Source organism: Halomonas organivorans, assembly GCF_014192055.1.
Taxonomy (GTDB): domain Bacteria; phylum Pseudomonadota; class Gammaproteobacteria; order Pseudomonadales; family Halomonadaceae; genus Halomonas; species Halomonas organivorans.
The window spans coordinates 95,303-116,742 of sequence record NZ_JACHXM010000008.1 but is presented as its reverse complement, the minus strand read 5'-3'; the positions used below and the strand labels follow the sequence as shown (position 1 = coordinate 116,742).

General features: G+C 67.1%; 22 protein-coding genes. 14 read left to right on the top strand and 8 right to left on the bottom strand.

Annotation, left to right across the window (positions count from 1 at the left end; genetic code table 11):
* Window positions 1-35 precede the first annotated feature (35 nt).
* The 6 genes from FHR96_RS10640 (at window position 36) to FHR96_RS10615 (ending at window position 4,250) form a co-directional block, all read left to right on the top strand.
* Entirely contained in the window at window positions 36-1,115 is a 1,080-nt protein-coding gene (locus tag FHR96_RS10640; protein ID WP_183387660.1) for an NAD(P)-dependent alcohol dehydrogenase, read from the top strand.
* A 105-nt stretch (window positions 1,116-1,220) separates the two neighbouring features.
* A complete protein-coding gene (locus tag FHR96_RS10635; protein WP_183387659.1) occupies window positions 1,221-1,745 on the top strand; it encodes a GNAT family N-acetyltransferase in 525 nt (174 codons plus the stop codon).
* Between the two features lie 29 nt (window positions 1,746-1,774).
* Window positions 1,775-2,479 (top strand): aspartate/glutamate racemase family protein, encoded by a 705-nt coding sequence (locus tag FHR96_RS10630; protein ID WP_183387658.1) that lies wholly within the window; start codon window positions 1,775-1,777, stop codon window positions 2,477-2,479.
* A gap of 46 nt (window positions 2,480-2,525) precedes the next feature.
* The gene (locus FHR96_RS10625; RefSeq protein WP_183387657.1) at window positions 2,526-3,371 is read left to right on the top strand and encodes an MOSC domain-containing protein; all 846 of its coding nucleotides are present in this window, start codon (window positions 2,526-2,528) and stop codon (window positions 3,369-3,371) included.
* Window positions 3,372-3,377: 6 nt separating this feature from the next.
* Window positions 3,378-3,815, top strand: coding sequence for a GNAT family N-acetyltransferase (locus tag FHR96_RS10620; protein ID WP_183387656.1), 438 nt, complete (start codon window positions 3,378-3,380; stop codon window positions 3,813-3,815).
* Window positions 3,816-3,863: 48 nt separating this feature from the next.
* Window positions 3,864-4,250: a tautomerase family protein gene (locus tag FHR96_RS10615; protein WP_183387655.1), complete on the top strand. Its 387-nt coding sequence runs from the start codon at window positions 3,864-3,866 to the stop codon at window positions 4,248-4,250.
* Window positions 4,251-4,366: 116 nt separating this feature from the next.
* Here the strand turns inward: FHR96_RS10615 and FHR96_RS10610 are convergent, their stop codons facing one another.
* Complete coding sequence (locus tag FHR96_RS10610; RefSeq protein ID WP_183387654.1) at window positions 4,367-4,864, bottom strand: nucleoside deaminase; 498 nt, start codon at window positions 4,862-4,864, stop codon at window positions 4,367-4,369.
* A gap of 107 nt (window positions 4,865-4,971) precedes the next feature.
* Window positions 4,972-5,610 (bottom strand): response regulator, encoded by a 639-nt coding sequence (locus FHR96_RS10605; RefSeq protein ID WP_183387653.1) that lies wholly within the window; start codon window positions 5,608-5,610, stop codon window positions 4,972-4,974.
* A gap of 157 nt (window positions 5,611-5,767) precedes the next feature.
* Between FHR96_RS10605 and FHR96_RS10600 the strand changes: the two genes are divergently transcribed.
* Window positions 5,768-7,555 (top strand): PHA/PHB synthase family protein, encoded by a 1,788-nt coding sequence (locus tag FHR96_RS10600; RefSeq protein ID WP_246392886.1) that lies wholly within the window; start codon window positions 5,768-5,770, stop codon window positions 7,553-7,555.
* A gap of 7 nt (window positions 7,556-7,562) precedes the next feature.
* Here the strand turns inward: FHR96_RS10600 and FHR96_RS10595 are convergent, their stop codons facing one another.
* The 3 genes from FHR96_RS10595 to FHR96_RS10585 are packed head-to-tail and all read right to left on the bottom strand — an operon-like array spanning window position 7,563 to window position 10,020.
* Window positions 7,563-8,753 carry a sensor histidine kinase gene (locus FHR96_RS10595; RefSeq protein ID WP_183387652.1) on the bottom strand — a complete coding sequence of 397 codons (1,191 nt, stop codon included), beginning with the start codon at window positions 8,751-8,753 and terminating at the stop codon, window positions 7,563-7,565.
* Window positions 8,753-9,403, bottom strand: coding sequence for a 2OG-Fe(II) oxygenase (locus FHR96_RS10590; RefSeq protein ID WP_183387651.1), 651 nt, complete (start codon window positions 9,401-9,403; stop codon window positions 8,753-8,755). Before FHR96_RS10590 ends, FHR96_RS10595 begins: the two co-directional genes overlap by 1 nt.
* Entirely contained in the window at window positions 9,400-10,020 is a 621-nt protein-coding gene (locus FHR96_RS10585; RefSeq protein ID WP_183387650.1) for a CoA pyrophosphatase, read from the bottom strand. Before FHR96_RS10585 ends, FHR96_RS10590 begins: the two co-directional genes overlap by 4 nt.
* Before the next feature lie 93 nt (window positions 10,021-10,113).
* Here FHR96_RS10585 and FHR96_RS10580 point away from each other — a divergent pair, with 93 nt between their 5' ends.
* Window positions 10,114-10,671: an NUDIX hydrolase gene (locus tag FHR96_RS10580; RefSeq protein ID WP_183387649.1), complete on the top strand. Its 558-nt coding sequence runs from the start codon at window positions 10,114-10,116 to the stop codon at window positions 10,669-10,671.
* Between the two features lie 38 nt (window positions 10,672-10,709).
* On the opposite strand, the gene FHR96_RS10575 is transcribed toward FHR96_RS10580, so the two are convergent.
* Window positions 10,710-11,021: a YqfO family protein gene (locus tag FHR96_RS10575; RefSeq protein WP_183387648.1), complete on the bottom strand. Its 312-nt coding sequence runs from the start codon at window positions 11,019-11,021 to the stop codon at window positions 10,710-10,712.
* Between the two features lie 197 nt (window positions 11,022-11,218).
* Between FHR96_RS10575 and FHR96_RS10570 the strand changes: the two genes are divergently transcribed.
* A complete protein-coding gene (locus FHR96_RS10570; protein WP_221195775.1) occupies window positions 11,219-11,725 on the top strand; it encodes a fasciclin domain-containing protein in 507 nt (168 codons plus the stop codon).
* Between the two features lie 128 nt (window positions 11,726-11,853).
* On the top strand, window positions 11,854-12,696 hold the full coding sequence (locus FHR96_RS10565) for a fructosamine kinase family protein (RefSeq protein ID WP_183387647.1): 843 nt from the start codon (window positions 11,854-11,856) through the stop codon (window positions 12,694-12,696).
* 2 nt (window positions 12,697-12,698) lie between these two features.
* Here FHR96_RS10565 and FHR96_RS10560 read toward each other — a convergent pair whose 3' ends face one another.
* The gene (locus FHR96_RS10560) at window positions 12,699-13,619 is read right to left on the bottom strand and encodes an alpha/beta fold hydrolase (RefSeq protein WP_183387646.1); all 921 of its coding nucleotides are present in this window, start codon (window positions 13,617-13,619) and stop codon (window positions 12,699-12,701) included.
* A gap of 166 nt (window positions 13,620-13,785) precedes the next feature.
* Here FHR96_RS10560 and FHR96_RS10555 point away from each other — a divergent pair, with 166 nt between their 5' ends.
* From FHR96_RS10555 to FHR96_RS10540, 4 genes are all read left to right on the top strand, one after another.
* Window positions 13,786-15,237 (top strand): TolC family outer membrane protein, encoded by a 1,452-nt coding sequence (locus tag FHR96_RS10555; RefSeq protein WP_183387645.1) that lies wholly within the window; start codon window positions 13,786-13,788, stop codon window positions 15,235-15,237.
* A gap of 95 nt (window positions 15,238-15,332) precedes the next feature.
* The gene (locus FHR96_RS10550; RefSeq protein ID WP_183387644.1) at window positions 15,333-16,616 is read left to right on the top strand and encodes an efflux RND transporter periplasmic adaptor subunit; all 1,284 of its coding nucleotides are present in this window, start codon (window positions 15,333-15,335) and stop codon (window positions 16,614-16,616) included.
* Window positions 16,613-19,795 (top strand): efflux RND transporter permease subunit, encoded by a 3,183-nt coding sequence (locus tag FHR96_RS10545; protein WP_183387643.1) that lies wholly within the window; start codon window positions 16,613-16,615, stop codon window positions 19,793-19,795. The genes FHR96_RS10550 and FHR96_RS10545 overlap by 4 nt, the downstream gene beginning before the upstream one ends.
* A gap of 171 nt (window positions 19,796-19,966) precedes the next feature.
* A complete protein-coding gene (locus FHR96_RS10540; protein ID WP_183387642.1) occupies window positions 19,967-20,680 on the top strand; it encodes a hypothetical protein in 714 nt (237 codons plus the stop codon).
* On the opposite strand, the gene FHR96_RS10535 is transcribed toward FHR96_RS10540, so the two are convergent.
* A complete protein-coding gene (locus tag FHR96_RS10535) occupies window positions 20,672-21,292 on the bottom strand; it encodes a TetR family transcriptional regulator (RefSeq protein WP_183387641.1) in 621 nt (206 codons plus the stop codon). The two genes, FHR96_RS10540 and FHR96_RS10535, sit on opposite strands and share 9 nt — an antisense overlap.
* Window positions 21,293-21,440 lie beyond the last annotated feature (148 nt).

The following is a 21,440-nucleotide window of genomic DNA, read 5'->3' as shown; positions in this document are numbered from 1 at the left end:
GCTGTGATGAGATTTTTCCCGCGAGGAGAGCCGCCATGCCTGCCATGATGAAAGCCGCCATCTTCGTCGAGCCCGGCCGCATCGAGCTCGACGACAAGCCAATCCCGGACATCGGCCCCGACGATGCCCTGATCCGCGTGACCACCACCACCATCTGCGGCACCGACGTGCACATCCTCAAGGGCGAGTATCCAGTGGAGCGCGGCCTGACCGTGGGCCACGAGCCTGTGGGGGTGATCGAGAAGCTCGGCGTCAACGTCAAGGGCTATGCCGAAGGCCAGCGGGTGATCGCCGGCGCCATCTGCCCGAGCTTCACCTCCTACGCTTGCCAGGACGGCTGCAGCGCCCAGGATGGCGGCCACCACGGGCACGGCTACAAGCCGATGGGCGGCTGGCGCTTCGGCAATACCATCGACGGCGCCCAGGCCGAGTACCTGCGCGTGCCCGACGCCCAGGCCAACCTCAGCCCGGTGCCGGATGGGCTCAGCGACGAGCAGGTGCTGATGTGTCCGGACATCATGTCCACCGGCTTCGCCGGAGCGGAGTCGGCCAACATCCGCATTGGCGACAGCGTGGCGGTGTTCGCCCAGGGACCGATCGGGCTTTGCGCCACCGCCGGAGCGCGGCTGCGAGGCGCCGGGCTGATCATTGCCGTGGACGGCGTGGACGAGCGGCTGGCCATGGCTCGCCGGCTCGGCGCCGACGTGGTGCTGGACTACCGCAAGGTGGACGTGGTCGACGAGATCCGTCGCCTCACCGGTGGGCGTGGCGTGGATGCGGCCATCGAGGCGCTGGGCCTGCAGGCCACCTTCGAGAACGCCCTGCGGGTGCTCAAGCCAGGCGGTACCCTGTCGAGTCTCGGCGTCTATTCCGAGGACCTGACCCTGCCGCTGGACGCCTTCAGCGCCGGCCTCGGCGACAACCGCATCGTCACCTCGCTGTGTCCGGGCGGCAAGGAGCGCATGCGCCGGCTGATGGGCATCATCGAGAGTGGCCGGCTGGACCTTGGGCCGCTGGTCACCCACCGCTATGCGCTGGAGGACATTGCCGCGGCGTATGACCTCTTCTCCCACCAGCGCGACGGGGTGCTAAAGGTTGCCGTGCAGGCCGGCTGAGCGACGAGCGCTGGGGTCCATCGTTGACCGTCCCGCTTTTTGCGGGTCGTGATCAGGGGAGTAGGCTGGAGGAAACCGTCCGGGAGTCGCATCGGGGAGGCGAGCTTGACGATACGTGAATCGACGGGGCAGGACGAGCTCGCCTTGCTTTCCCTCCACGAGGCGGCCTTCGGCTCGTCGGAGGGGGCCGGGATCGGCCGACTGGTGACGGCCCTGCTGCATGACGATACGGCACGGCCGCTGTTGTCTCTGGTCGCCGAACGGCAGGGCAGGCTGGTGGGGCATGCCATCTTCAGCGCGGTATCGATCGAAGGCTACCCAGGGGCGAGTGTGCGCATCCTCGCGCCTCTGGCGGTGGCGCCCGGGCAGCAGCGGCGAGGGACCGGCGGCGCCTTGATCGCCGAGGGCTTCGCGCGGCTGGCCGCTGCCGGGGTCGACTGCGTGCTGGTGCTGGGCGATCCCCGCTACTATGCCAGGGCCGGCTTCCGGGCGGATCATGCCATTACGGCTCCCCATCCGCTGGGGCATCCCGAGGCCTGGATGGCCAGCGAGCTTGCATTCGGCGTGCTCGAGCGTCTGGCGGGTAGGGCGAGGTGCGCGGCCTCTCTCGAGGCACCGGAATACTGGTAATGTCCCAACAGTTCCACACGGAGGTGACCATGAAGACCATTGGCGTGCTCGGCGGCATGAGCTGGGAATCCACTCAGAGCTATTATCGGGCCCTCAACGAGGGCGTGAAGCGCGAGCTGGGCGGCTTTCATTCGGCGAAGGTGGCGCTTTACAGCGTCGACTTCGCCGAGATCGAGGCGCTGCAGCAGCAAGGTCGCTGGGACGTGGCGGGCGAGCGGCTCGCCGAGGCGGCCCAGCGAGTGCAGGCGGCGGGGGCGGACTTGCTGCTGATTGCCACCAACACCATGCACAAGGTGGCGCCTCAGGTCGAGGCGGCCATCGAGATCCCGTTGCTGCACATCGCCGATGCCACCGCCGAGCGGCTGCGCCAGGACGGCATTCGCCGCGTGGGACTGCTGGGTACGCGTTTTACCATGGAACAGGCCTTCTACAAGGATCGGCTCACCGAGCGCTTCGGCATCGAGGTGCTGGTGCCGGAAGCCGAGCAGCGCGAGCGGTTGCATCGGGTGATCTTCGATGAGCTGTGCCAGGGGTGCATCGAGCCGGCCTCGAAGGCGGTGTTTCTCGAGATCATCGCGGACCTGCATGCCCGCGGCGCCGAGGCGGTGATCCTCGGCTGCACCGAGATCGCGCTGCTGGTTGGCCAGGCCGATACTTTGGTGCCGCTCTACGACACCACGGCCCTGCACGCCGATGCCGCGGTGGTCGCTGCGCTCGCCGAGGAAAAAGCCTAGCCGGCTTGGTAGAGTAAAGCCTTCCACCAATGCCAGGGAGGCAGGGATGCGCATCACTCAGCTCAACATCTATCCGGTCAAGTCGCTGCGCGGCATCACGCTCGAGCAGTCCACGCTCACCGAGCGCGGCCTGGCCTTCGATCGCCACTGGATGGTCGTGGACGCCCGCGGCCGCTTCGTCACCCAGCGGGAGCGCCCCGCCATGGCCCGGGTCACGGTGCGCCTCGAGGCCAATCGCCTGGTGCTGGAGCATTCCGAGGCCGCGCCCCTGGCCGTGCCGCTGGAGCGTCACGGGCTCGAGCGCCTCGAGGTCAGCATCTGGAAGGACACCTGCGAGGCGCTGGACGAGGGCGTCGAGGCGGCCGAGTGGCTGACCGCCGTGCTGGGCGGCGCCGATGACGGCGGGCTGCGCCTGGTGCGTTTCCCCGAGGAGCGTCGCCGCGAAGTGGAGGCCGATTACCTGAGAGGCGAGTCGGCGCATACCGCCTTCCCCGACGGCTATCCGCTGCTGGTGACGCACCAGGCCTCGCTCGAGCGACTGAACGAACGCCTCGTCGCCAAGGGATGTGATGCCGTACCGATGAGCCGCTTCCGGCCCAATATCGTGGTCGAGGGTGACGCCCCCTTCGCCGAGGTCGACTGGGACGAGGTGGCCGTGGAGTCGGGAGTCCGTTTGGGGCTGCGCAAGCCCTGCAAGCGTTGCAAGATCATCACCCAGGATCCGCTCACCGGCGAGGCGCCGATGCCCAAGGAGCCGCTGAAGACGCTGGTCGAGATGGACACCCAGCCGGGCTGGAAGGGCGCCTTCTTCGGCCAGAACGCCATCCCGCTCGAGGGCGTCGGCCAGATGCTGTACGTCGGCCAGGCGCTGACGGCGACGGTTCGGAGCTGAGGCGCAGTGCTGTCGCTGAGCCCGGCGCGGGAGTCCGACCGTGACTGGGCCGCCGCCCTGGTGCGGACCAACATGCGCGAGGCCTATGAATGCCATGGCCTTGACTGGCATCCGGAGGCGTTTGAGGCCGACTGGGCCGCCGGCGAGAACCATCTGCTGTGGTGCGAAGGCGCCTGTGTGGGCTATCTGCGCCTCCACTACGGCGAAGGCATCGGCTATCTCCAGGACCTGCAGATCGTGGCCGGTCGGCGCGACGTCGGGCTCGGCGCCCGGGCGCTCGAGGCCGCCAAGGCACGGGCCCGCGAGCGTCGCCTCGAGGCGCTGCGGCTCAAGGTCTTCGCCGACAGCGTGGCCGTGCGGTTCTATCGCCGCCACGGCTTCGTCACGCTGTTGGATGAGCCGCCGCTGATCGGCATGGAATGTCGCCTGGCCGCGGCCGGGTGAACCCACCCGGGCCTCCAAGGAGGAGGCCCTTGCCCATAAGGAAATGACATGATCGTGATCTATGGCATCCGCCATCGACTGGACCCCATCAAGGCTCGCCTCTCGGCGGTGATTCACGAGTGCATGATGTCGGTGCTCGGCATGCCCGAGGACAAGCGGGCCCATCGCTTCATGCCCATGGACGCCGAGGACTTCTATTTCCCCGGCGGGCGCAGCGACGCCTACACCGTGATCGAGATCAACATGATGGCGGGGCGCGCGGCCGAGACCCAGCGGGCCCTGATCAAGGCGCTGTTCGCTCGGATCGAGGCCCGACTCGGCATTGCGCCGGTGGACGTGGAGATCATCCTCAAGGAGCAGCCGCCGCACTGCTGGGGCTTTCGTGGAATGACCGGCGACGAGGCCAGGGATCTCACCTACCGCGTGAACGTCTAGCGCTGCCGGCGGTTCATGGGCCATGACCGGGACGCTGCAACGGACGAGTATTCCCGATCCACCTGGGCAGCCCGATCACATGCTGCGCATCGGAAACGGCGCGGGCCGGTGAGCGTTCATTCCAGCGATGTCTGACGACCGGCACGATGCAAGCGATGGTGGAGGGCGCGTACCCGTTCGTCGAGCCCCGCCACCGGCCCCTCGACGGAGATGCCCGACACTACCTGCTGGATCGGCAGCGCTGCCACCGGCGGCGGTGGAACGCCCAGTGCGCTCAGCCATTCCCCCAGTTGGGCGCTGGAACTGGCGTAGACGATGCGACCGAGCCCTACCCAGCCGTGGGCGGCGGCACACATCGGACAGTGTTCCCCGGAGGTGTAGACGGTGGCCGCGGCTCGCTCCGCCGGGCTCAGGTGCTCCGCTGCCCAGCGCGCGATGGCGAATTCGGGATGGCGGGTGGCATCGCCACCGGCGATGCGGTTGCGGTCCTCGAACAGCACCTCGCCGTCGGCCGAGACCAGCAGCGAGCCGAACGGCTCGTCGCCGGCCACCAGGGCTTCCTCGGCAAGGGTCAGGCAATGCTCGAGATGCTTGCGGTCCGCGTCCTGGATCATGATCGTCGCTCCTCGCTGCGCTGGCTCTCCCAAGGAGTGTAATCCCTGGCGCGCCCCGCGACAGGCGCGCGTGACGTCGCGGAGCGTAAGCGATACGAGGAGGGGCGTCAGGCGTCCGGCAGCGACGGCACCAGCCCCAGTGCCGTGACCAGGCGCACCAGCTCGGCCAGGTTGGCGGCGCCCAGCGCCTTCATGGCCCGCAGCCGATAGATCTCCACGGTCTTGGCGCTGATCTCCAGATGGGCGGCTATCTCGCGACTGGTCAGGCCCTCGGCGACGTGGACCAGGATCGCCTGCTCCTTGGGGCGCAGACCCGCGAAGCGCTCGTGCAGTGCCGACAGGCATGCGCGTTCGCGCTGCCGCCGGCGCGACGTGTCCGCGGCACGCTGCACCAGGTCGATGAGCTGCTGCTGGTTGAAGGGTTTCTCGACGAAGTCGAAGGCCCCGGCCTTCAGCGCGCTCACGGCCATGGGGACGTCGCCGTGGCCGGTCATGAAGATCAGGGAGGTAACGTCGCCTCGCTCGACCAGGCGTTGCTGTACCTGAAGGCCCGAGAGCCCGGGCATGCGCACATCGAGCAGGATGACATCGTGATGCTCGGGGGCGGCGGCGAGGAAGCTTTCGCCGTCGGGGTAGGCCACGGGAGCCAGGCCCACGGACTCGAATAGCCAGGTCAAGGATTCGCGCAGCGCCGCGTTGTCGTCGACGATGGCGATGTGCAGGGCGGCGGGGAAGGGCTCGGTCACGCATGGCTCCGGCGGCGGGCGATGAGGGGCGCCTCGGGCGCAGGGGCAGTGTACCTCTCGTCGGCCTCGACGGTCATGTCGCGGGCCGAGGAGCTGCTAATCTGGAAAGGCGTGTCTGGAAAGGCGTGGCGGCGGTTGTCGAGGGGAGGAATGCACGATGACGTCGGGATCGGACATGGGGCCCAGGGAAGACGCCTCATCGGATGAGGCGATGCAGTCGGAAGCCGTCGACCCGATTGCCTTGCAGCTGGATCGAGCCTTCCATGCCGGCCTGGCAAAACTGACGGCCGGTATCTCGCCGGCGGGGTTGGCCAGCACCCAGGCCGAGTGGCTGATGCACCTGGCGCTGTCGCCGGGCAAGCAGATCGAGCTCGTCGACAAGGCCGGGCGCAAGGCCTGGCGACTGGGACATTACCTGCAGCGGTTGGCGCTGGACCCGGGTGTCGAGCCATGCATTGAGCCGATGCCCCAGGATCGACGCTTTCGTGCCCCCGCCTGGCGACTGTGGCCGTACAGCCTCTACTACCAGGCCTTTCTGCTGAATCAGCAGTGGTGGCATATCGCCACCACCGACGTGACCGGCTTGCCGGTCGAGCGCGAGCGAGTCGTGAACTTCGTGGTGCGCCAGTGGCTGGATCGCTGGTCGCCTTCCAACCTGCCCTGGCTCAACCCCGAAGTCGCCTCGCTGACCCTGGCCACGGGAGGTCAGAACCTGGTCCAGGGCTGGCACAACCTGCTGGAGGATGCGCAGCGGGCGCTGGCCGGCCGCCCGCCGGTGGGCGCCGAGGCCTATCGGGTAGGCCACGAACTGGCCACTACGGCTGGCAAGGTCGTCTATCGCAACCGGTTGATCGAGCTGATCCAGTACGCGCCGACCACCGAACGCGTCTATGCCGAGCCGGTGCTGATCGTGCCGGCCTGGATCATGAAGTACTACATCCTCGACCTGCATGCCGGTGCCTCGCTGGTCGAGTATCTGGTCGGCCAGGGCCATACGGTATTCATGATCTCCTGGCGCAACCCGGATTCCGACGACCGCGAGCTGGGCATGGACGACTATCGGCGGCTGGGCCCGATGGCGGCGCTGGACGCGATCGTCGAGATCACCGGCAGCGATCGGGTTCACGGCGTGGGCTATTGTCTGGGCGGGACCCTGATGTCGATCGTGGCGGCTGCCATGGCACGCGATGCCGACCCGCGCCTGGCCAGCCTGACCACGTTGGCCACCCAGGTGGACTTCACCGAAGCCGGCGAGCTGATGCTGTTCATCGGCGAGAGCCAGATTTCCTACCTGGAAAGCATGATGTGGGATCGCGGGTATCTGGATGGCTACCAGATGGCCGGCGCCTTCCAGATCCTGCGCTCCAACGATCTGATCTGGTCGCGGGTGGTGCACAGTTACCTGCTCGGCCAACGCCAGCCGATGAATGCCCTGATGGCCTGGAATGCCGATTTGACGCGCATGCCGTACCGGATGCACTCCGAGTATCTGCGCCGGCTGTTCCTCGACAACGATCTGGCCAACGGCCGTTACGGCGTGGAGGGACGGCCGGTGGCGATCAGCGATATCCGGGTGCCTCTGTTCAGCGTGGCCACCGACGAGGATCACGTGGCGCCCTGGCGTTCGGTGTACAAGATTCACCTGCTCGCCGATGCCGACGAGGTCACTTTCGTGCTGACCAACGGCGGCCACAACGCGGGCATCATCAGCGAGCCGGGCCATCCCCGACGCCATTACCAGTGCTGTACCCGGCGCGGTACCGACCGCTATCTCGATCCGGATACCTGGCGCGGGTCGGCGCCAACCGAGAAGGGATCCTGGTGGCCGGCCTGGCAAGCCTGGCTGGTGGCGCATTCCTCCGCGCGTGTGGCGCCACCGTCGCTGGGCAGCGAACGCCATCCGCCGCTGGAGGATGCCCCCGGGCGCTTCGTGCTGATGTCCTGATGGGGTGTCAGTCGGGGGCGGCGAGGCGCAGGGTGCCCTGAAACAGGGTGCCATCGTCGCCGGTCCCTGCGAGAACCAGCCCACCGCCCATGGCTTCCATCAGCGAGCGGGCGATGGCGAGCCCCATGCCCAGGCCATCGTCACGGGTGGTATGGAAGGGGGTGAACAATCGCTCCTGGGCCGCTTCGCTCACCCCCGCGCCTTGATCGTGCACCTGAAAGATCAGCTCCCGGGGGCCTTGTCCACGGGCCGAGATCGTCACCCGTTCGGCCCTTGGGCATTCTCGGCTGGCGTCCAGGGCGTTGCGCAGCAGGTTGACCAGCACCTGTTCCAGGGCCAGCGGATCGCCGTGCACCTTAGGCAGGTCGTCCGGCAGGTCGAGCGTCAGGCGTACGCCGGCCTGTCGGAACTGCCAGTCGCACAGCCGAACGGCACCGTCGACGGCGGTAGCGAAGGCCAGCGGGGCGCAGCGGGTCTCTCCGCGGCGCACGAAGGTGCGGATCAGGCGCAGCCGTTCGGCGAGATCGCCGACCTGTTCGTGAATCCGGGTCAGCGGTAGTGTCAGGCTCCGGGCCGGGGCGTCCGGTGACGTTTCGAGTCGCATCAGCGCGCCGCTGGCGTAGTTGGCGATGGTCGCCAGCGGCTGGTTGAGCTCGTGGGCGATGGTCGAGGCCAGCTCGCCGGTGGCCGCCAGGCGGTTGGCGTGGGCGATCTGCTCCTGGTGGCGATGGGCCTGGGCCTCGGCGCGACGGCGCAGGGTCACGTCCCGGGAGACGCAGAGAATGTCCAGCAGCTCGCCGCTGACGGGATCGCGACGGGTGCGGCTTGTGGTCTCGATCCACATGTAATGGCCATCCCGGGCGCGGAAACGATAGCAGAGCCGATAGAATCCATCGCGGTGATAGACCCGCGGCGACTTGGCGAGCAGGTCGGCCAGGTCGTCGGGATGGAAGAGGTCATAGGCCGAGACGCCGATCAGCGACTCGGGGGCGTAGCCGATCAGCTCGCGGGCGGCCGGAGAGGCGTAGAGGAAGGTGCCGTCCCGGGCGTGCCGCGAAATCAGGTCGGTGGTGTGCTCGGTCAGCCAGCGATAGTGATCGCGCTGCTCGGCAAGCCGCGCAGCGCGTGCCTCTAGCTTGGCATTGTCGGCCTCGAGCGCCGCTACGCGGGCCTCGAGCGTCGCTCGTTCATTCGCCATCAGTGGGCCGGATCCACCAGGCCGCCCAGCGAGGCGTTGCGCCGGAACCAGCCGGCGATGCTGGCGCGGGGATAGCGGGTTGGTAGAACCTCGTGGGGGACACGATCCGAGAGGAAGCACACGAAGGTGCCGGCTTCCGGGCGCACTCGTGCCTGCTCCTGCTCGGGGGCGTCGGCGTCGAAGATCACCATTTCGCCCCCGCCGTCGGCAGGCCAGTCGGCGTTGAGATAACCCACGGTGGAAATCACCCGGTTGGCGCGGCCCCGGAAGCTGTCGAGATGGCGGCGGTAGAAGGCTCCCGGCGGGTACTGGGCGAAATGGGCCTCATACTCGAACAGCCCGAGGAACAGGGCCTGGTTGAGGGCCTGTTGCAGCTCGCCCATGGCCTCCAGGTAGCGGCGCTGGGCCAGGCTCTCCCGGTCGAGCCAGCGGATGGCGTCGCCGCGAATGTCGTGGCGCAGATGATGCTCGCTGCCGCGACCGACGCCGGCGGCGGCCAGCGCGTCGCGGGCGGCCATCGCTTCGACTTCGGCCAGTAGCGGGACGTGCAGTGCCTCGGGGAGGAAGGCGTCGCCTTTATACCAGCCCTGTTCGACCAGGGCGTCGACCAGCTCGGTGAGTCGATGGGTAGGCAGATGCGGGTGGCTCATGACGGTGTCGTCCGGCGCTCTGGGTGGAAGCGCAGCTCGCCGGAAGGACGCTGGAACAGGGTGATCGGCATGCCGAAGCCCTCGGCCAGCAGTTCCACCAGCATCATCGACGACAGCCCCCAGATCACGTGGCCGTCGTGTCGATAGCTCGGCACGTAGTAGTCGCGGCCGTCGACGCGAATCACGTCGGTATGGGTACGGCGGTCGGCCAGGAAGTCCGCCACCGGCACCTCGAAGATCGCATCCAGCTCGCCAGGATCCGGTGACAACGGCAGGTCCGGTGGGATCACGCCCACGTAGGGGGTGACCTTGATGCCGTGCAGCGAGAGCACGTCGGACAGCCGGCCGAGCACCTCGACCCGGGTGGGAGGCAGAGCGATTTCCTCTTCGGATTCGCGCAGCGCGGTGGCCAGCAGATTGGCGTCCTGTTCCTCGCGCTTGCCGCCGGGAAAGGCCACTTGCCCGCTGTGAGTCGAGAGGTGGGCCGCTCGGCGAGTGAACAACAGCGTGGGGTCGGGGCGTGCCACCACGGGGATGAGCACGGCCGCCTGGGGGAGGTCGACGCGCAAGGGGGGCGGCGCATGCGCTTGCAGGCGCTCGCGGAGTTTCTCTAACATGGTGATTCCGTCGAGTTTCACTCCTTTTACCCAGTCGCCGCGCGCGGCGTCAAGCCCGGGCCATGTCCGGTCGCCAGCCTGTCAGGGAGCGCCATGAACTTTTGCAGCCACTGTGGTCAGCCGGTCCGATTCGCGATCCCCGAAGGTGATGACCGGCCACGCTTCCTGTGCGAGGCTTGCGGCACCATCCACTATCAGAACCCGCGCATTGTCGCCGGTACCCTGCCGGTGCTGGGCTCGCAGGTGCTGCTGTGCCGCCGGGCCATCTCGCCGCGCAAGGGCTTCTGGACGCTGCCGGCGGGCTTCATGGAAAACGCCGAGACCACCGTCGAGGCGGCGGCCCGCGAGACGCGCGAAGAGGCGTTGGCCGAGGTGGCGATCCATGATCTCTATACCCTGATCAATCTGCCGCACATCGACCAGGTGTTCATGATCTTTCGCGCCGACCTGACCGGCGACTACGGTGCCGGTCCGGAGAGCCTCGAGGTCGCGCTGTTCGAGGAGCACGAGATCCCCTGGGACGAGCTGGCCTTTCCCACCATCGAGCGCACCCTGCGCCACTTCTTCGCCGACCGCCGTGATGGCGGTTTTCCGCTGCACATCAGCGATATCACGCCCGAGGATCGCGAGCGCTACTTCGGCTCGGCCTGATGCAGTAGCGGCCAGGGGCGGCGTTCTTGCCGCCTCGATCACAGGTCCGCGAGCCGCCAGACGTCATAGGCCGGTTCCTCGTAGGGATGGGCTCGCCGCAGCGCGGCCAGTGCCTCGCGGATCAAGGCGTCCTCGCAGACCAGCTCCACCTTGAGTTCTTCCACCCTTTCCATATCGCCGACCCGGCCGATATGCGGGGTCGCCCCGGCCAGCGGGCGGAACTGGCCGGTGCCGGACGTCTGGAAACAGCAGGCCTCGTAGTCGCCAATGCGCCCGGCTCCGGTCGCGAAAACGGCCTCCTTGACGGCTTCGGCGTCTGCCACGGGAACGAAGAAGGCGAGCTTGTACATGATGATCTCCTGTCCGCTGGTGTCGGCGTCTCGTTGTGCCATAGAAGCCGGGGCAGCGTCATTCATCGGGCGGTAGCAGCGCAAAAAAATACTTGTCCAATACGTGTACATATCCTATATGTTGTATAGGAAGAGGCGGCGCCTCTCCGTCAGGTCGAGCGATACGCGCTCGTGTTGCTTCAGAGGAGCGATTGACGATGAAAGCTTTTATCTCCGCAGCACCCAAGTGGATAGGTACCGGGATGATGGGCCTGATGCTTGCTGGCGCCGTCCAGGCTGACCAGCACGGCATGAAAGCCGATATCGTGGACACTGCCGTGGAGGCCGGCCAGTTCGAGACCCTGGTTGCCGCCGTGAAGGCCGCGGGGCTGGTCGAGACCCTGAAGGGAGAGGGGCCGTTCACCGTCTTTGCCCCTACCGACGATGCCTTCGCTGCTCTGCCGGCGGGTACCGTAGACGACCTGCTCAAGCCCGAGAACCGCGAAACGCTGACGTCGGTACTGACCTATCACGTGGTGCCGGGCAAGATCATGGCCGAGGACGCCATGGCGGCAGACAGCGCTACCACCGTTCAGGGTCAGGACCTGACCATCACCACCATGGACGGCAAGGTGATGGTGAACGATGCCACCGTTATTCAGCCCGATATCGAGGCCAGCAACGGTGTGATACACGTCATCGACGGAGTGCTGATGCCCGAGTGACTCTTGACGCCCGCCCGTGGTTGCGCCTGCGACCCGAGATTTGCCGCCCACCCCCTGGGGCGGCTTTTTTTTGACAAGGGTGGAGCGAGGGACGAGCCTCGGGGGCGATATTCGACCGGAGCTACGCCATGCCCGATGCCCTCGACCAACTGTTGCGCCGCCTGGGGATTCGTCCTGCCGGCGCATTGGTGCCGCTGTCCGGCGGTGATATCGCCGCCGTCTACCGGCTGTCCACCGACCGCGGCGAGGCGGTGGCCAAGTACGACGACGCCGGTCGATTGAGGGGCGAGGCGCAAGGGCTGCAGGCCTTGCGCGCCGCGACGTCGCGACTGGTAGTGCCCGAGGTGTGGGGTGAGGGCGATGGCTGGCTGGTCATGGAGGCCCTGGTGCCGGGGGCTCGAACGCCGCACGACGAGATCGCCCTGGCGGAGGGACTGCGCGAACTCCACGCGGCCGGTCATGAGCCCCACGGCTGGCCCTTTGACAACGCCTGCGGTGCGACGCCGCAGCCCAACGCACCACTAACCGACGGGCGTGTCTTCCAGCGCGAGCGCCGGCTGCTGCCGCTGGCCAAGGCCTGCCATGCCCGGGGGCTGCTGGACGACCGGCTTGGTGAGCGCGTGGAGGGCGTGGCCCATGGCCTCGAGGCCTGGCTGCCGGACGCCCCGGCGAGCCTGGTTCACGGCGATCTGTGGTCGGGTAATGTGCTCTACACGGCCCGGGGGCCGGCGCTGATCGACCCGGCGGTCTATCGTCACTACCCGGAGGTCGACCTGGCCATGCTGACGCTGTTCGGCGCCCCTTCACCGGCCTTCTTCGAGGCCTACTGGCAGGGCGGTGAGCCCGCCGATTGGCCTCGTCGCGAGGCGCTCTTCCAGCTGTATCCGCTGCTCAATCACCTGCTGCTGTTCGGCGGCGCCTATCGGGAGGGTGTGGCTCGAGCCCTGGCGCGGGTGGAGCAGGAAGACTGACGTCAGCCGCGGATTCGTCGGCGTAGCCAGGCCCAGCTACGCTGCCACCAGGCCACTTCGCGATGCGATACAGGCGGCGTGGCGGGCAGCGGGCGTGCCAGGAAGTCGGCGATGGGGGCGACCTGTTCGGGGTGGTCGAGCATCGGGGCGTGGCCGCAACCGGTGACGTCGATGTGCGTCAGCGTCGGCTGTTCGCGGCGCATGCGCTCGATGGTCTCGGCGCGCAGCAGCGGTGAGTCGGCGCCGCGCACCACCATCAGCGGGCAGCGGATGGCACGCCAGTCGGCCCAGGTGTCGCGGGGCGTGTCGTGGACGAATTGCTCGCCGATGCGTGGATCATAGTGATAGGTCCAGCCGCCGTCGGGGAGCCGGCGGGCGCTCTCCAGGGTCAGGCGTCGCCAGGTGGCCTCGTCGTGAATGCCGAAGCCTGCGTAATGTCGACGCAGCTCAGCGGCGAGTTCGCTGAAACGTCCGAAGCGGTGCGGTACGCCGAAGTAGCTGGCTAGCGATGCCAGGCCGTCCGGGTCCAGTTCCGGGCCGACGTCGTTGAGCACCAGACGCTCGATGCGTCCGGCGGTCTCCGGTTCGGCGGCCAGCAGCATGCCAAGCAGACCGCCCATGGAGGTGCCGACCCAGGAGACGCGCTCGAGATGGAAGTGCTCCAGCACCGCGACTGCTATGGTCATGTAGTGCGAGTATAAGTAGTCATGGGAGGGATAGAGCGACCAGCTGGACAGGCCGCGCCCAGGGGTATCAGGCGCCAGGACTCGCCAGTCGGGGCCCAGCCGGCGGGCGAACTCGGCGAAATCGCCGCCGTGGCGCGCCAGGCCGTGCCAGGCGATCAGGGTGCGAGGCGCTCCGGGGTGCCAGATGCGTACGGCAACCTCCAGTTCCCTGACGCGCACGAGGGTCAAGTCGTCCATGGGTCGCTATCCTGGTATGGGGTATGCTGCTTCGCAGCATAGACGATTCTCCGGCATTCGACGGACGGCGCGATAATTTTCACGCTAATTGCATGGATGATGATGGATTGACGTCACAAACATGCGACAATGAATGTATAGTCACTCTCGCAGAAGGAACTTGCCGATGAAGCCGTATCATCCGGTGCCGGTGGGGCGGCGCGCCCTGTTGCCCTGCCTTCTGGCCATGTCGCTGGCCAGCCAGGCGCAGGCCGCTGATCTGCTGACCATCACCCGCGATGCCATCGACAACAACGCCACCCTGGCCTCGGCGCGTGCCCAGTATGGCAGCGTGGAGGCGGGACGCGATGTTGCCCGTGGCGATCTGCTGCCACAGGTCACGGCCTCGGGGCAGGTGGCGCACAACCGCCAGTACGAGAGCCAGCGTTCGACGCTCGCCGCCGGGAGCGGTGCGGCGTCCAGCGACGACAGCTATAACAGCGCTGCGCTATCCCTGGAGGCCACTCAGGCACTGTTCGACGCGGCCAACAGTGCCGAGGTCGATCAGGCCGAGCGCCAGATCGACCAGCAGACCTACCAACTGGCCGCCACCGAGCAGCAGGTGTTGATCGACGTGGCGTCGGCCTACTTCGATATCCTGCGGGCCTACGAGATCCTCGAGGCACGTCGTGCCCAGGAGCGCGCGATCGGGCGCCAGCTCGAGCAGGCCCAGGAGCAGTTCGATGTCGGCCTGATCGCGATCACCGAAGTGGAAGAGGCTCGGGCCAGCTATGACCAGTCCCGCGCCGAGCGGATCGCCGCCGAGAGCGATCTGCAGGTCAGCTTCGAAGCCCTGGAGCGCTTGACCGGGGAGCGCTACGAGAGCATCGATGCCCTCCAGGAAACCATGCCGGTCACGCCCCCCGAGCCGTCTGGTCGCGATGCCTGGGTCGATCTGGCAATGGACAACAGCCCCTTGGTGCTGGCCAGCCAGGCCGGCGTCGAGGTATCGCGCAGCGGCGTGGATATCGCTCAGGCGCAGCGGCTGCCGGTGGTCGAGGCCTTCGCCAGCTACGACTATGCCGATGCCGACCAGGATGGCGTCGAGGGACATTCGTCCTCAAGCCAGGTCGGCGTGGGCGTGAGCCTGCCGCTGTACACCGGCGGGCGAACCAGCGCCGGCATTCGCCAGTCCACCTATTCCCTCGAGGCCAGTCAGTACGACTTCGAGGACCAGCGTCGCCAGACCATCCAGCAGGTACGTTCGCTGTATACCCAGGTCAGCAACGACGTGGCCACGGTAGAGGCTAGGGCCCAGGCCATCGTTTCCAACCAGAGTGCGCTGGACGCCACGCGTGCCGGCTACGAGGTGGGCACCCGCAACATCGTCGACGTGCTCAACGCCGAGCAGAATCTCTATGACGCCATTGCCAACCATGCCGATGCCCGCTTCAGCTATGTGATCGACCTGCTCACCCTGCGCCAGCAGTCGGGCACCCTCAATGTCGAGGCCATCGAGTCGATCAATGACTGGCTGGCGGACGACCAGAGCGTCTATCTGACGCTGCCCGATGCGCGGGAGGGCGGCCGCTATGACGAGGCAATGGACATTGGTGCTCCGCCGCAGCCCGAGTCGTGATTTTTCTTACGTACAGACGCGAATGTATGTTTAGATTCGCCGCTGTCGATCGATAACCCGCTTCGACGTTCGATCCCCTAACGAGATTGCCAGGCATGAAAATGACCCTACAACGCAGCCGCGCCGGGCTGCTGGCGCTGGCGGCGGGCCTGTTGCTGTCCGCCTGTGGCCAGGACGAGGCCTCCCAGCAGCAGGCTGCGGCGCAAGGCGGCCAGGCGCCGCCGCAACCCAAGCCGGTGGCGACGCTGGCGCGTCAGGACATCCCGCTGGACAAATCCTATCCGGCCAAGCTTCGCAGCGAGAGCGAGGTGACTCTGGTGGCCCGGGTCACCGGCTTCCTCGAGGCACGTCACTTCGAACCCGGCGACATCGTGGAAGAGGGCGAGAGCCTTTATGCCATCGAGCCGGATCTCTACCAGGCGACCGTGGCCCAGCGCGAAGCCGACCTGGAGAGTGCCAAGGCCGAGCTCGCCCGGGCCGGCCGCGATGCCAATCGCTTCCAGCAGCTGTTGAGCCAGAACTCGGTGAGCCGCCAGCAGGTCGACCAGGCCCAGGCCGACCTCAACGTGGCTCGGGCCAGCGTGGCCCAGGCCGAGGCCGCCCTGGCCAGTGCGCGCATCGACCTGGGCTATGCCGATGTCACCGCGCCGGTGAGCGGGGCCATCGGCCTGAGCCAGGTGAATGTGGGCAACCTGGTCAGCTCCGGCACCGAACTGGCCACCATCACGCCGCTGGACCCCCTCGAGGTGCGCTTCCAGTTGCCCCAGCAGGATGCCTTTGCGTTGCGCCGTCAGCTCGGCGATGCGTCTCTCGGCGACATCGATGCGAGCCTGGAATTGCCGGCGGGCGAGGGAAGCCTCGAGGGCCATCTGGACTTCCTGGGCTCGCGCGTGGATGAGGCCACCAGCACCGTCCAGGCCAAGGCGACCTTTTCCAATCCCGAAGGGCGCGTGCTGCCAGGTCAGTTCGTGCGCGTGAGGCTGGAAGGCCTGAAGCGCTTCGAGGTGCTGGCGGTACCCGAGATCGCCCTGAGCCAGGGGCTGATGGGACCGCAGGTATTCGTGCTCGACGAGGATGACGTGGCGCGGGCCCGGCCGGTGGAGCTGGGTGAGCTGGCCGGACCCTGGCAGATCCTGAACGGTGGCGTCGAGTCGGGCGAGCGTGTGGTGGTCGGCGATCCGGCCGGGCTCAAGCCAGGCACGCCGATCCAGGCCCAGCCCTTCGACGGCGATGCCGCCGCGCTGATCGCCCAGGTGGATGCGGCGCAGACTGGTGGCCAGGGCCAGGGCCAGGGCCAGGGCCAGGGTCAGGGCCAAGGAGATGATGGGGCGGCCGCCGCCGAGCAGGCCGCGCCGGCCGAAGAGGATGCGGCGGAATGAATTTCTCCAATTTCTTCATCAAGCGACCGATCTTCGCCTCGGTGCTGGCGATCATCCTGACGCTGGTCGGGCTGATGAGCATGCGGATTCTGCCCATCGAGCAGTATCCCAGCGTGGTGCCGCCCACGGTCTCGGTCAACGCCACCTTCCCCGGGGCGGATGCCGAGACCGTGGCCCAGACGGTGGCTGCACCGCTGGCGGAGGCGATCAACGGCGTCGAGGACATGCTCTACATGACCTCGACCAGCGCCGACAACGGCTCGATGAGCCTGTCCGTGGCCTTCGGCATCGGCACCGATGGCGATATCAACACCATCAACGTCAACAACCGGGTGCAGGGGGCGCTGTCCCAGCTCCCCGAGGCGGTGCAGGACCAGGGCGTGACGGTGGAGCTGCGTTCCAGCTCGATTCTGATGCTGGTGTCGCTGATCTCTCCCGAGGGTGACTACGATCGCACCTACATGCAGAACTACGCGACCCTCAATATCCTGGACGAACTGCGCCAGGTGCCGGGGGTCGGCGAGGCCGAGGTGCTGGGCGGCGGCGACTTTGCCATGCGGATCTGGATGGATCCGGACAAGCTGGCGCAGTACGACCTGACGCCCTCCGAGGTGGCCAGCGCGATCCGTGCCCAGAACACCGAGGTGCCGGCGGGCAGCCTGGCGGCTACGCCGCAGTCGGAGCCGCGCGCCTTCACCTACACCATCACCGCCGGCGGGCGCTTGAGCAATGTCGACGACTTCCGGGACATCTTCCTGCGCACCAACCCGGACGGCTCGGCACTGCGCCTGGATGACGTGGCGCGCATCGAGCTTGGGGCTTCGTTCTACGGCGTCGAGGCACGGCTGAACGGCGGCACCATGACGCCGATCATCATCAACCAGCAGCCGGGTGCCAATGCCCTGGAGACCGCCCGGGCGGTCGAGTCGACCATGGATGAGCTGGCCGGGCGCTTTCCGCCGGGGCTCGAATACGTGGTGCCCTATGACACCACCCAGTTCATCGACGCCTCCGTGGAGACGGTGCTGCACACCTTCATCGAGGCCTTCCTGATCGTTGGCGTCATCCTGTTCATCTTCCTGCAGAACTGGCGCTTCACGGTGATCGCCATGTCGGTGGTGCCGGTCTCGGTACTGGCCACCTTCGCCGGCTTTTACGCCTTCGGCTTCTCGATCAACCTGCTGACGCTGTTCGCGCTGGTGCTGTCGATCGGCATCGTGGTGGACGATGCCATCCTGGTGGTCGAGAACGTCGAGCGGGTGCTCGGCGAGGACGAGGAGATCACCGTCCTTCAGGCCACCGTGCGGGCCATGAAGGAAGTCGGCGGGCCGGTCATCGCCACCTCGCTGATCATGGCGGCGGTGTTCGTGCCGGTGGCCTTCCTGGGCGGCTTTAGCGGCCAGATCTATCAGCAGTTCGCGTTGACCATCGCCGTGTCGGTGGGCTTCTCGGCGCTGATGGCACTGACCTTTACCCCGGCGCTGTCGGCGATCTTCATCAAGCATGACCTGCATCGTCGCGAGTCGGCCTTCCTGCGTGCGGTGCGTACGCCGCTGCGGCTCTTCGACCGCTTCTTCGCCGGAGCCACCGCGGTCTACATGTGGGTGGTCAAGAAGCTGGTGCGTTTCTGGGGGCTGGCACTGCTGTTCACCGCCCTGGTCGGGGCGGGTTCCTGGTGGCTCTACCAGACCACCCCCTCGACGCTGGTGCCGGAGACTGACCAGGGTATCGTGCTGGCGGCCGTGCAGCTGCCGGACTCGGCGTCACTGGCGCGAACCCGTGACTACATGGGACGGCTGAGTGCGGCCATCGAGGAAGTTCCGGGGGTGAAGTACTCCTCGGCGGTGGCGGGCTACGACATGCTGACCAGCTCGGTGAATACCGCCCGCGGGATCATCTTCGTCAACATGGAGCCCTGGGACGAGCGTGACCTCACCGCCACGCAGCTGATCGGCAAGATCATGGGCCTCGGCGCCCAGATCCAGGGCGGTTCGGCCATCGCCTTCAACATGCCGCCGATCATCGGGCTGTCGACCACCGGCGGTTTCACCGGCTACCTGCAGTCCTACGAGGGGGCGTCTCCCCAGGAGCTCTATCAGGCTTCGCTGAAGGTCATGCAGGCCGCCGGCCAGAACCCGGTGCTGCAGCAGGTGTTCACGACCTTCAACGTCAACGTGCCGTCCTTCCGCGCCGAGATCGATCGGCAGAAGGCGCTGAGCTACGGCGTGTCGCTGGAGGCGTTGAACTCGACGCTGGGCAACACCTTCGGCAACGGCTTCGTCAACTTCTTCAGCTATCAGGGCCGCAACTTCCAAGTCTATCTGCAGAACGAGGACGAGTTCCGCAAGACGCCGGACGACATCTCCAACGTCTACGTGCGTGGTGGCGACGGCGAGCGTATTCCGCTGTCCGAGTTCGTGACCCTCAAGCGCCAGACGGCGCCCGCCGTGGTGACCCGCTTCGGCGTCTATCCCGGTGCGCAGTTCCAGGGCGGGCCGGCGCCGGGCTACAGCTCCAGCCAGGCCATCGCCGCCATGGACCAGGTCGTCAATGAGACGCTCGGCGACGGCTGGGGCATGGGCTGGACCGGGACCGCCTACCAGGAGAGCCAGGCGGGCAGTGCCGCGACCATGGCCATCGTCTTTGGCCTGCTGATGGTGTTCCTGATCCTCGCGGCTCAGTACGAGAGCTGGTCGCTGCCGCTGGCGGTGCTGACGGCGACGCCTTTCGCCTTCCTGGGCGGTATCGGTGGTATCGCCCTGCGCGGACTGGATACCAGCGTCTACGTGCAGATCGGTATGCTGGTGGTGGTCGGCCTGGCGGCCAAGAACGCCATCCTGATCGTCGAGTTCGCCGAGCTGCAGCGGCGCGAGATGGGCAAGACCATCCACGAGGCGGCCATCACGGCGGCGGAGCTGCGCTTCCGGCCGATCGTCATGACCTCCCTGGCGTTCATCTTCGGCACGCTGCCGTTGGCGATGGCCACCGGGGCGAGCGACACCAGCAGCCACCATATCGGCACCACGGTGGCGGTGGGCATGGCCTCGGTGGCGGTGCTCGGCAGCCTCTTCGTGCCGACCTTCTACGCCATGATCGCCGGGGTTTCCGACTGGCTGAGACGCAAGACGCGCGGTAACCAGGCTGCCGAACGGCCTGCACTGGAGCAGGACGCGACCTGATCACGGCCGTGGCCTGACCGACGGGCACCGTCTCCTCAGGGGCGGTGCCCGTTTTCGTTGCTGGAGCTGGCATGCGACCAAAGTGGCGGCGCTTTCACGGATCACTCGGCTACGCTGAAGGCAAAGCCACGGAACGCTTTGCCGGCTAACGGGCCGGCCCAAGGAGCCGCCATGAACGCCACTGTCTCGCTTGCCCTGAGTTTCCCCCTGATCGTCTTCACGGTGCTGCTGGCGCTGCTGATCGTCTATTGGCTGCTGGTGCTGCTGCGGCTGGCGCCGACCGAACTGTTCGAGCACGACAGCCTGCGCGATGACAATCTGGCCAGCGCCCTGGTGTCGCTGGGATTCGCCGGCGTCCCGGCCTCGGTGGCATTGAGCTCGCTGGTGGTGCTGGCTGCGGCGCTGACCCTGGTCGCCGAGCTGGCGGTGCTGCAGTGGCTACCGCTGGGATTCTTCCGCATTCCCGTCGGGGTGGGGGTCATCTGGGCCGCTTTCGCGCTGGCCTCGCCGCTGGCGGCCGGCCTCTGTCGACGGCTGCACCGGCGTCTGCACTGCCACCCGAACCTGTCGCGCCGCTGCCTGCTCGGTGAGCGAGTGCGAGTCATTCGGGTGGATGACGAGGTGGCGACCGCCGTGCTGGATGACGATCCCGGTCGAGAGGTCAGGCTGCTGGGCAAGGCGGGCAACCTGCCGCAGGCAGGCGAGACGCGCATCCTGGTCAAGTACCTGGCGGGCCAGGAGGCCTACCGGTCGGTGCTGGAGCAGGACTACCTGGATGCGCGAACAAGGCTGGTGCGCCTGCATTTGCTGGAGCGTCACGAGCGCTCCGACCACTCCGACCACCAGAGGCAGCGTGGCCACAATGGCTCGACGCCTTCAGGGTGAGGCGTCGTCCCGGCCGAGCAGGCGCAGCTGGGCGTCGACCAGTTGCGAACCACGCTCGAGGAGGGAAAAAGCCTCGCTGTCGCGCAGCCAGTCGTGAAAGAGGCCGCTCAGTACCGCCTGCAGGAGCTGGGTGGCCAATTCGGGGCTGACGTCGTCGCGCAGCAGGTCCTGGTCGCGGGCGGCGGTGAAGTAGCCAAGCAGGGCGTCCAGGCACTCGCCGGCCATCTCGGCCTGCATGGCCTGGGGGTCGATGTCGCTGAAGAACTCGCAGCGGTGCAGCAGGATGGCGTGGACCCGACGGTGCTGCGGCTGTTCCAGGCGCTTGAAGCCCTGTCGGCAGCCTAGCCGAATGGTATCCAGCGGGGTGGCATCGCCGATATCGGTTTCTCCTACCAGCTCTTCGAACGGCATGCGGACACGGTCGAGCATGGCGCGAAACAGATCGGCCTTGTTGCGGAAGTGCCAATAGACGGCGCCACGGGTCATGCCGGCGTGGCGGGCGATCTGCTCCAGCGAGGTGCGAGCGACGCCCTTGTCGAAGAAGACCTCTTCGGCGGCATCCAGCAGGGCGACTCGGGTGGCTTCGGCTTCGGCCTTGGTGCGTCTGGCCATGGTGGTGATCGACTCCGGTAGGGTGCGCCCCCATTCTACCTAAGCGGCGCGTCGCTTTACATTCATCAGTGAATGCTTGCTCGTTCGGGATGCCTTGTGGTGCGCGGCGGGATGCGGGAATATGCGTGAATACCGTTTCCAGCAGGAG

Bases quoted from the DNA above. Each gene is read 5' to 3' on its own strand.
- FHR96_RS10610 (WP_183387654.1), bottom strand. From the start codon at position 4,864: ATGATCCAGGACGCGGACCGCAAGCATCTCGAGCATTGCCTGACCCTT.
- FHR96_RS10600 (WP_246392886.1), top strand. From the start codon at position 5,768: ATGACGTCGGGATCGGACATGGGGCCCAGGGAAGACGCCTCATCGGAT.
- FHR96_RS10585 (WP_183387650.1), bottom strand. From the start codon at position 10,020: ATGTTAGAGAAACTCCGCGAGCGCCTGCAAGCGCATGCGCCGCCCCCC.
- FHR96_RS10565 (WP_183387647.1), top strand. From the start codon at position 11,854: ATGCCCGATGCCCTCGACCAACTGTTGCGCCGCCTGGGGATTCGTCCT.
- FHR96_RS10550 (WP_183387644.1), top strand. From the start codon at position 15,333: ATGAAAATGACCCTACAACGCAGCCGCGCCGGGCTGCTGGCGCTGGCG.
- FHR96_RS10555 (WP_183387645.1), top strand. From the start codon at position 13,786: ATGAAGCCGTATCATCCGGTGCCGGTGGGGCGGCGCGCCCTGTTGCCC.
- FHR96_RS10545 (WP_183387643.1), top strand. From the start codon at position 16,613: ATGAATTTCTCCAATTTCTTCATCAAGCGACCGATCTTCGCCTCGGTG.
- FHR96_RS10570 (WP_221195775.1), top strand. From the start codon at position 11,219: ATGAAAGCTTTTATCTCCGCAGCACCCAAGTGGATAGGTACCGGGATG.
- FHR96_RS10595 (WP_183387652.1), bottom strand. From the start codon at position 8,753: ATGGCGAATGAACGAGCGACGCTCGAGGCCCGCGTAGCGGCGCTCGAG.
- FHR96_RS10575 (WP_183387648.1), bottom strand. From the start codon at position 11,021: ATGTACAAGCTCGCCTTCTTCGTTCCCGTGGCAGACGCCGAAGCCGTC.
- FHR96_RS10630 (WP_183387658.1), top strand. From the start codon at position 1,775: ATGAAGACCATTGGCGTGCTCGGCGGCATGAGCTGGGAATCCACTCAG.
- FHR96_RS10580 (WP_183387649.1), top strand. From the start codon at position 10,114: ATGAACTTTTGCAGCCACTGTGGTCAGCCGGTCCGATTCGCGATCCCC.
- FHR96_RS10560 (WP_183387646.1), bottom strand. From the start codon at position 13,619: ATGGACGACTTGACCCTCGTGCGCGTCAGGGAACTGGAGGTTGCCGTA.
- FHR96_RS10590 (WP_183387651.1), bottom strand. From the start codon at position 9,403: ATGAGCCACCCGCATCTGCCTACCCATCGACTCACCGAGCTGGTCGAC.
- FHR96_RS10625 (WP_183387657.1), top strand. From the start codon at position 2,526: ATGCGCATCACTCAGCTCAACATCTATCCGGTCAAGTCGCTGCGCGGC.
- FHR96_RS10640 (WP_183387660.1), top strand. From the start codon at position 36: ATGCCTGCCATGATGAAAGCCGCCATCTTCGTCGAGCCCGGCCGCATC.
- FHR96_RS10540 (WP_183387642.1), top strand. From the start codon at position 19,967: ATGAACGCCACTGTCTCGCTTGCCCTGAGTTTCCCCCTGATCGTCTTC.
- FHR96_RS10535 (WP_183387641.1), bottom strand. From the start codon at position 21,292: ATGGCCAGACGCACCAAGGCCGAAGCCGAAGCCACCCGAGTCGCCCTG.
- FHR96_RS10615 (WP_183387655.1), top strand. From the start codon at position 3,864: ATGATCGTGATCTATGGCATCCGCCATCGACTGGACCCCATCAAGGCT.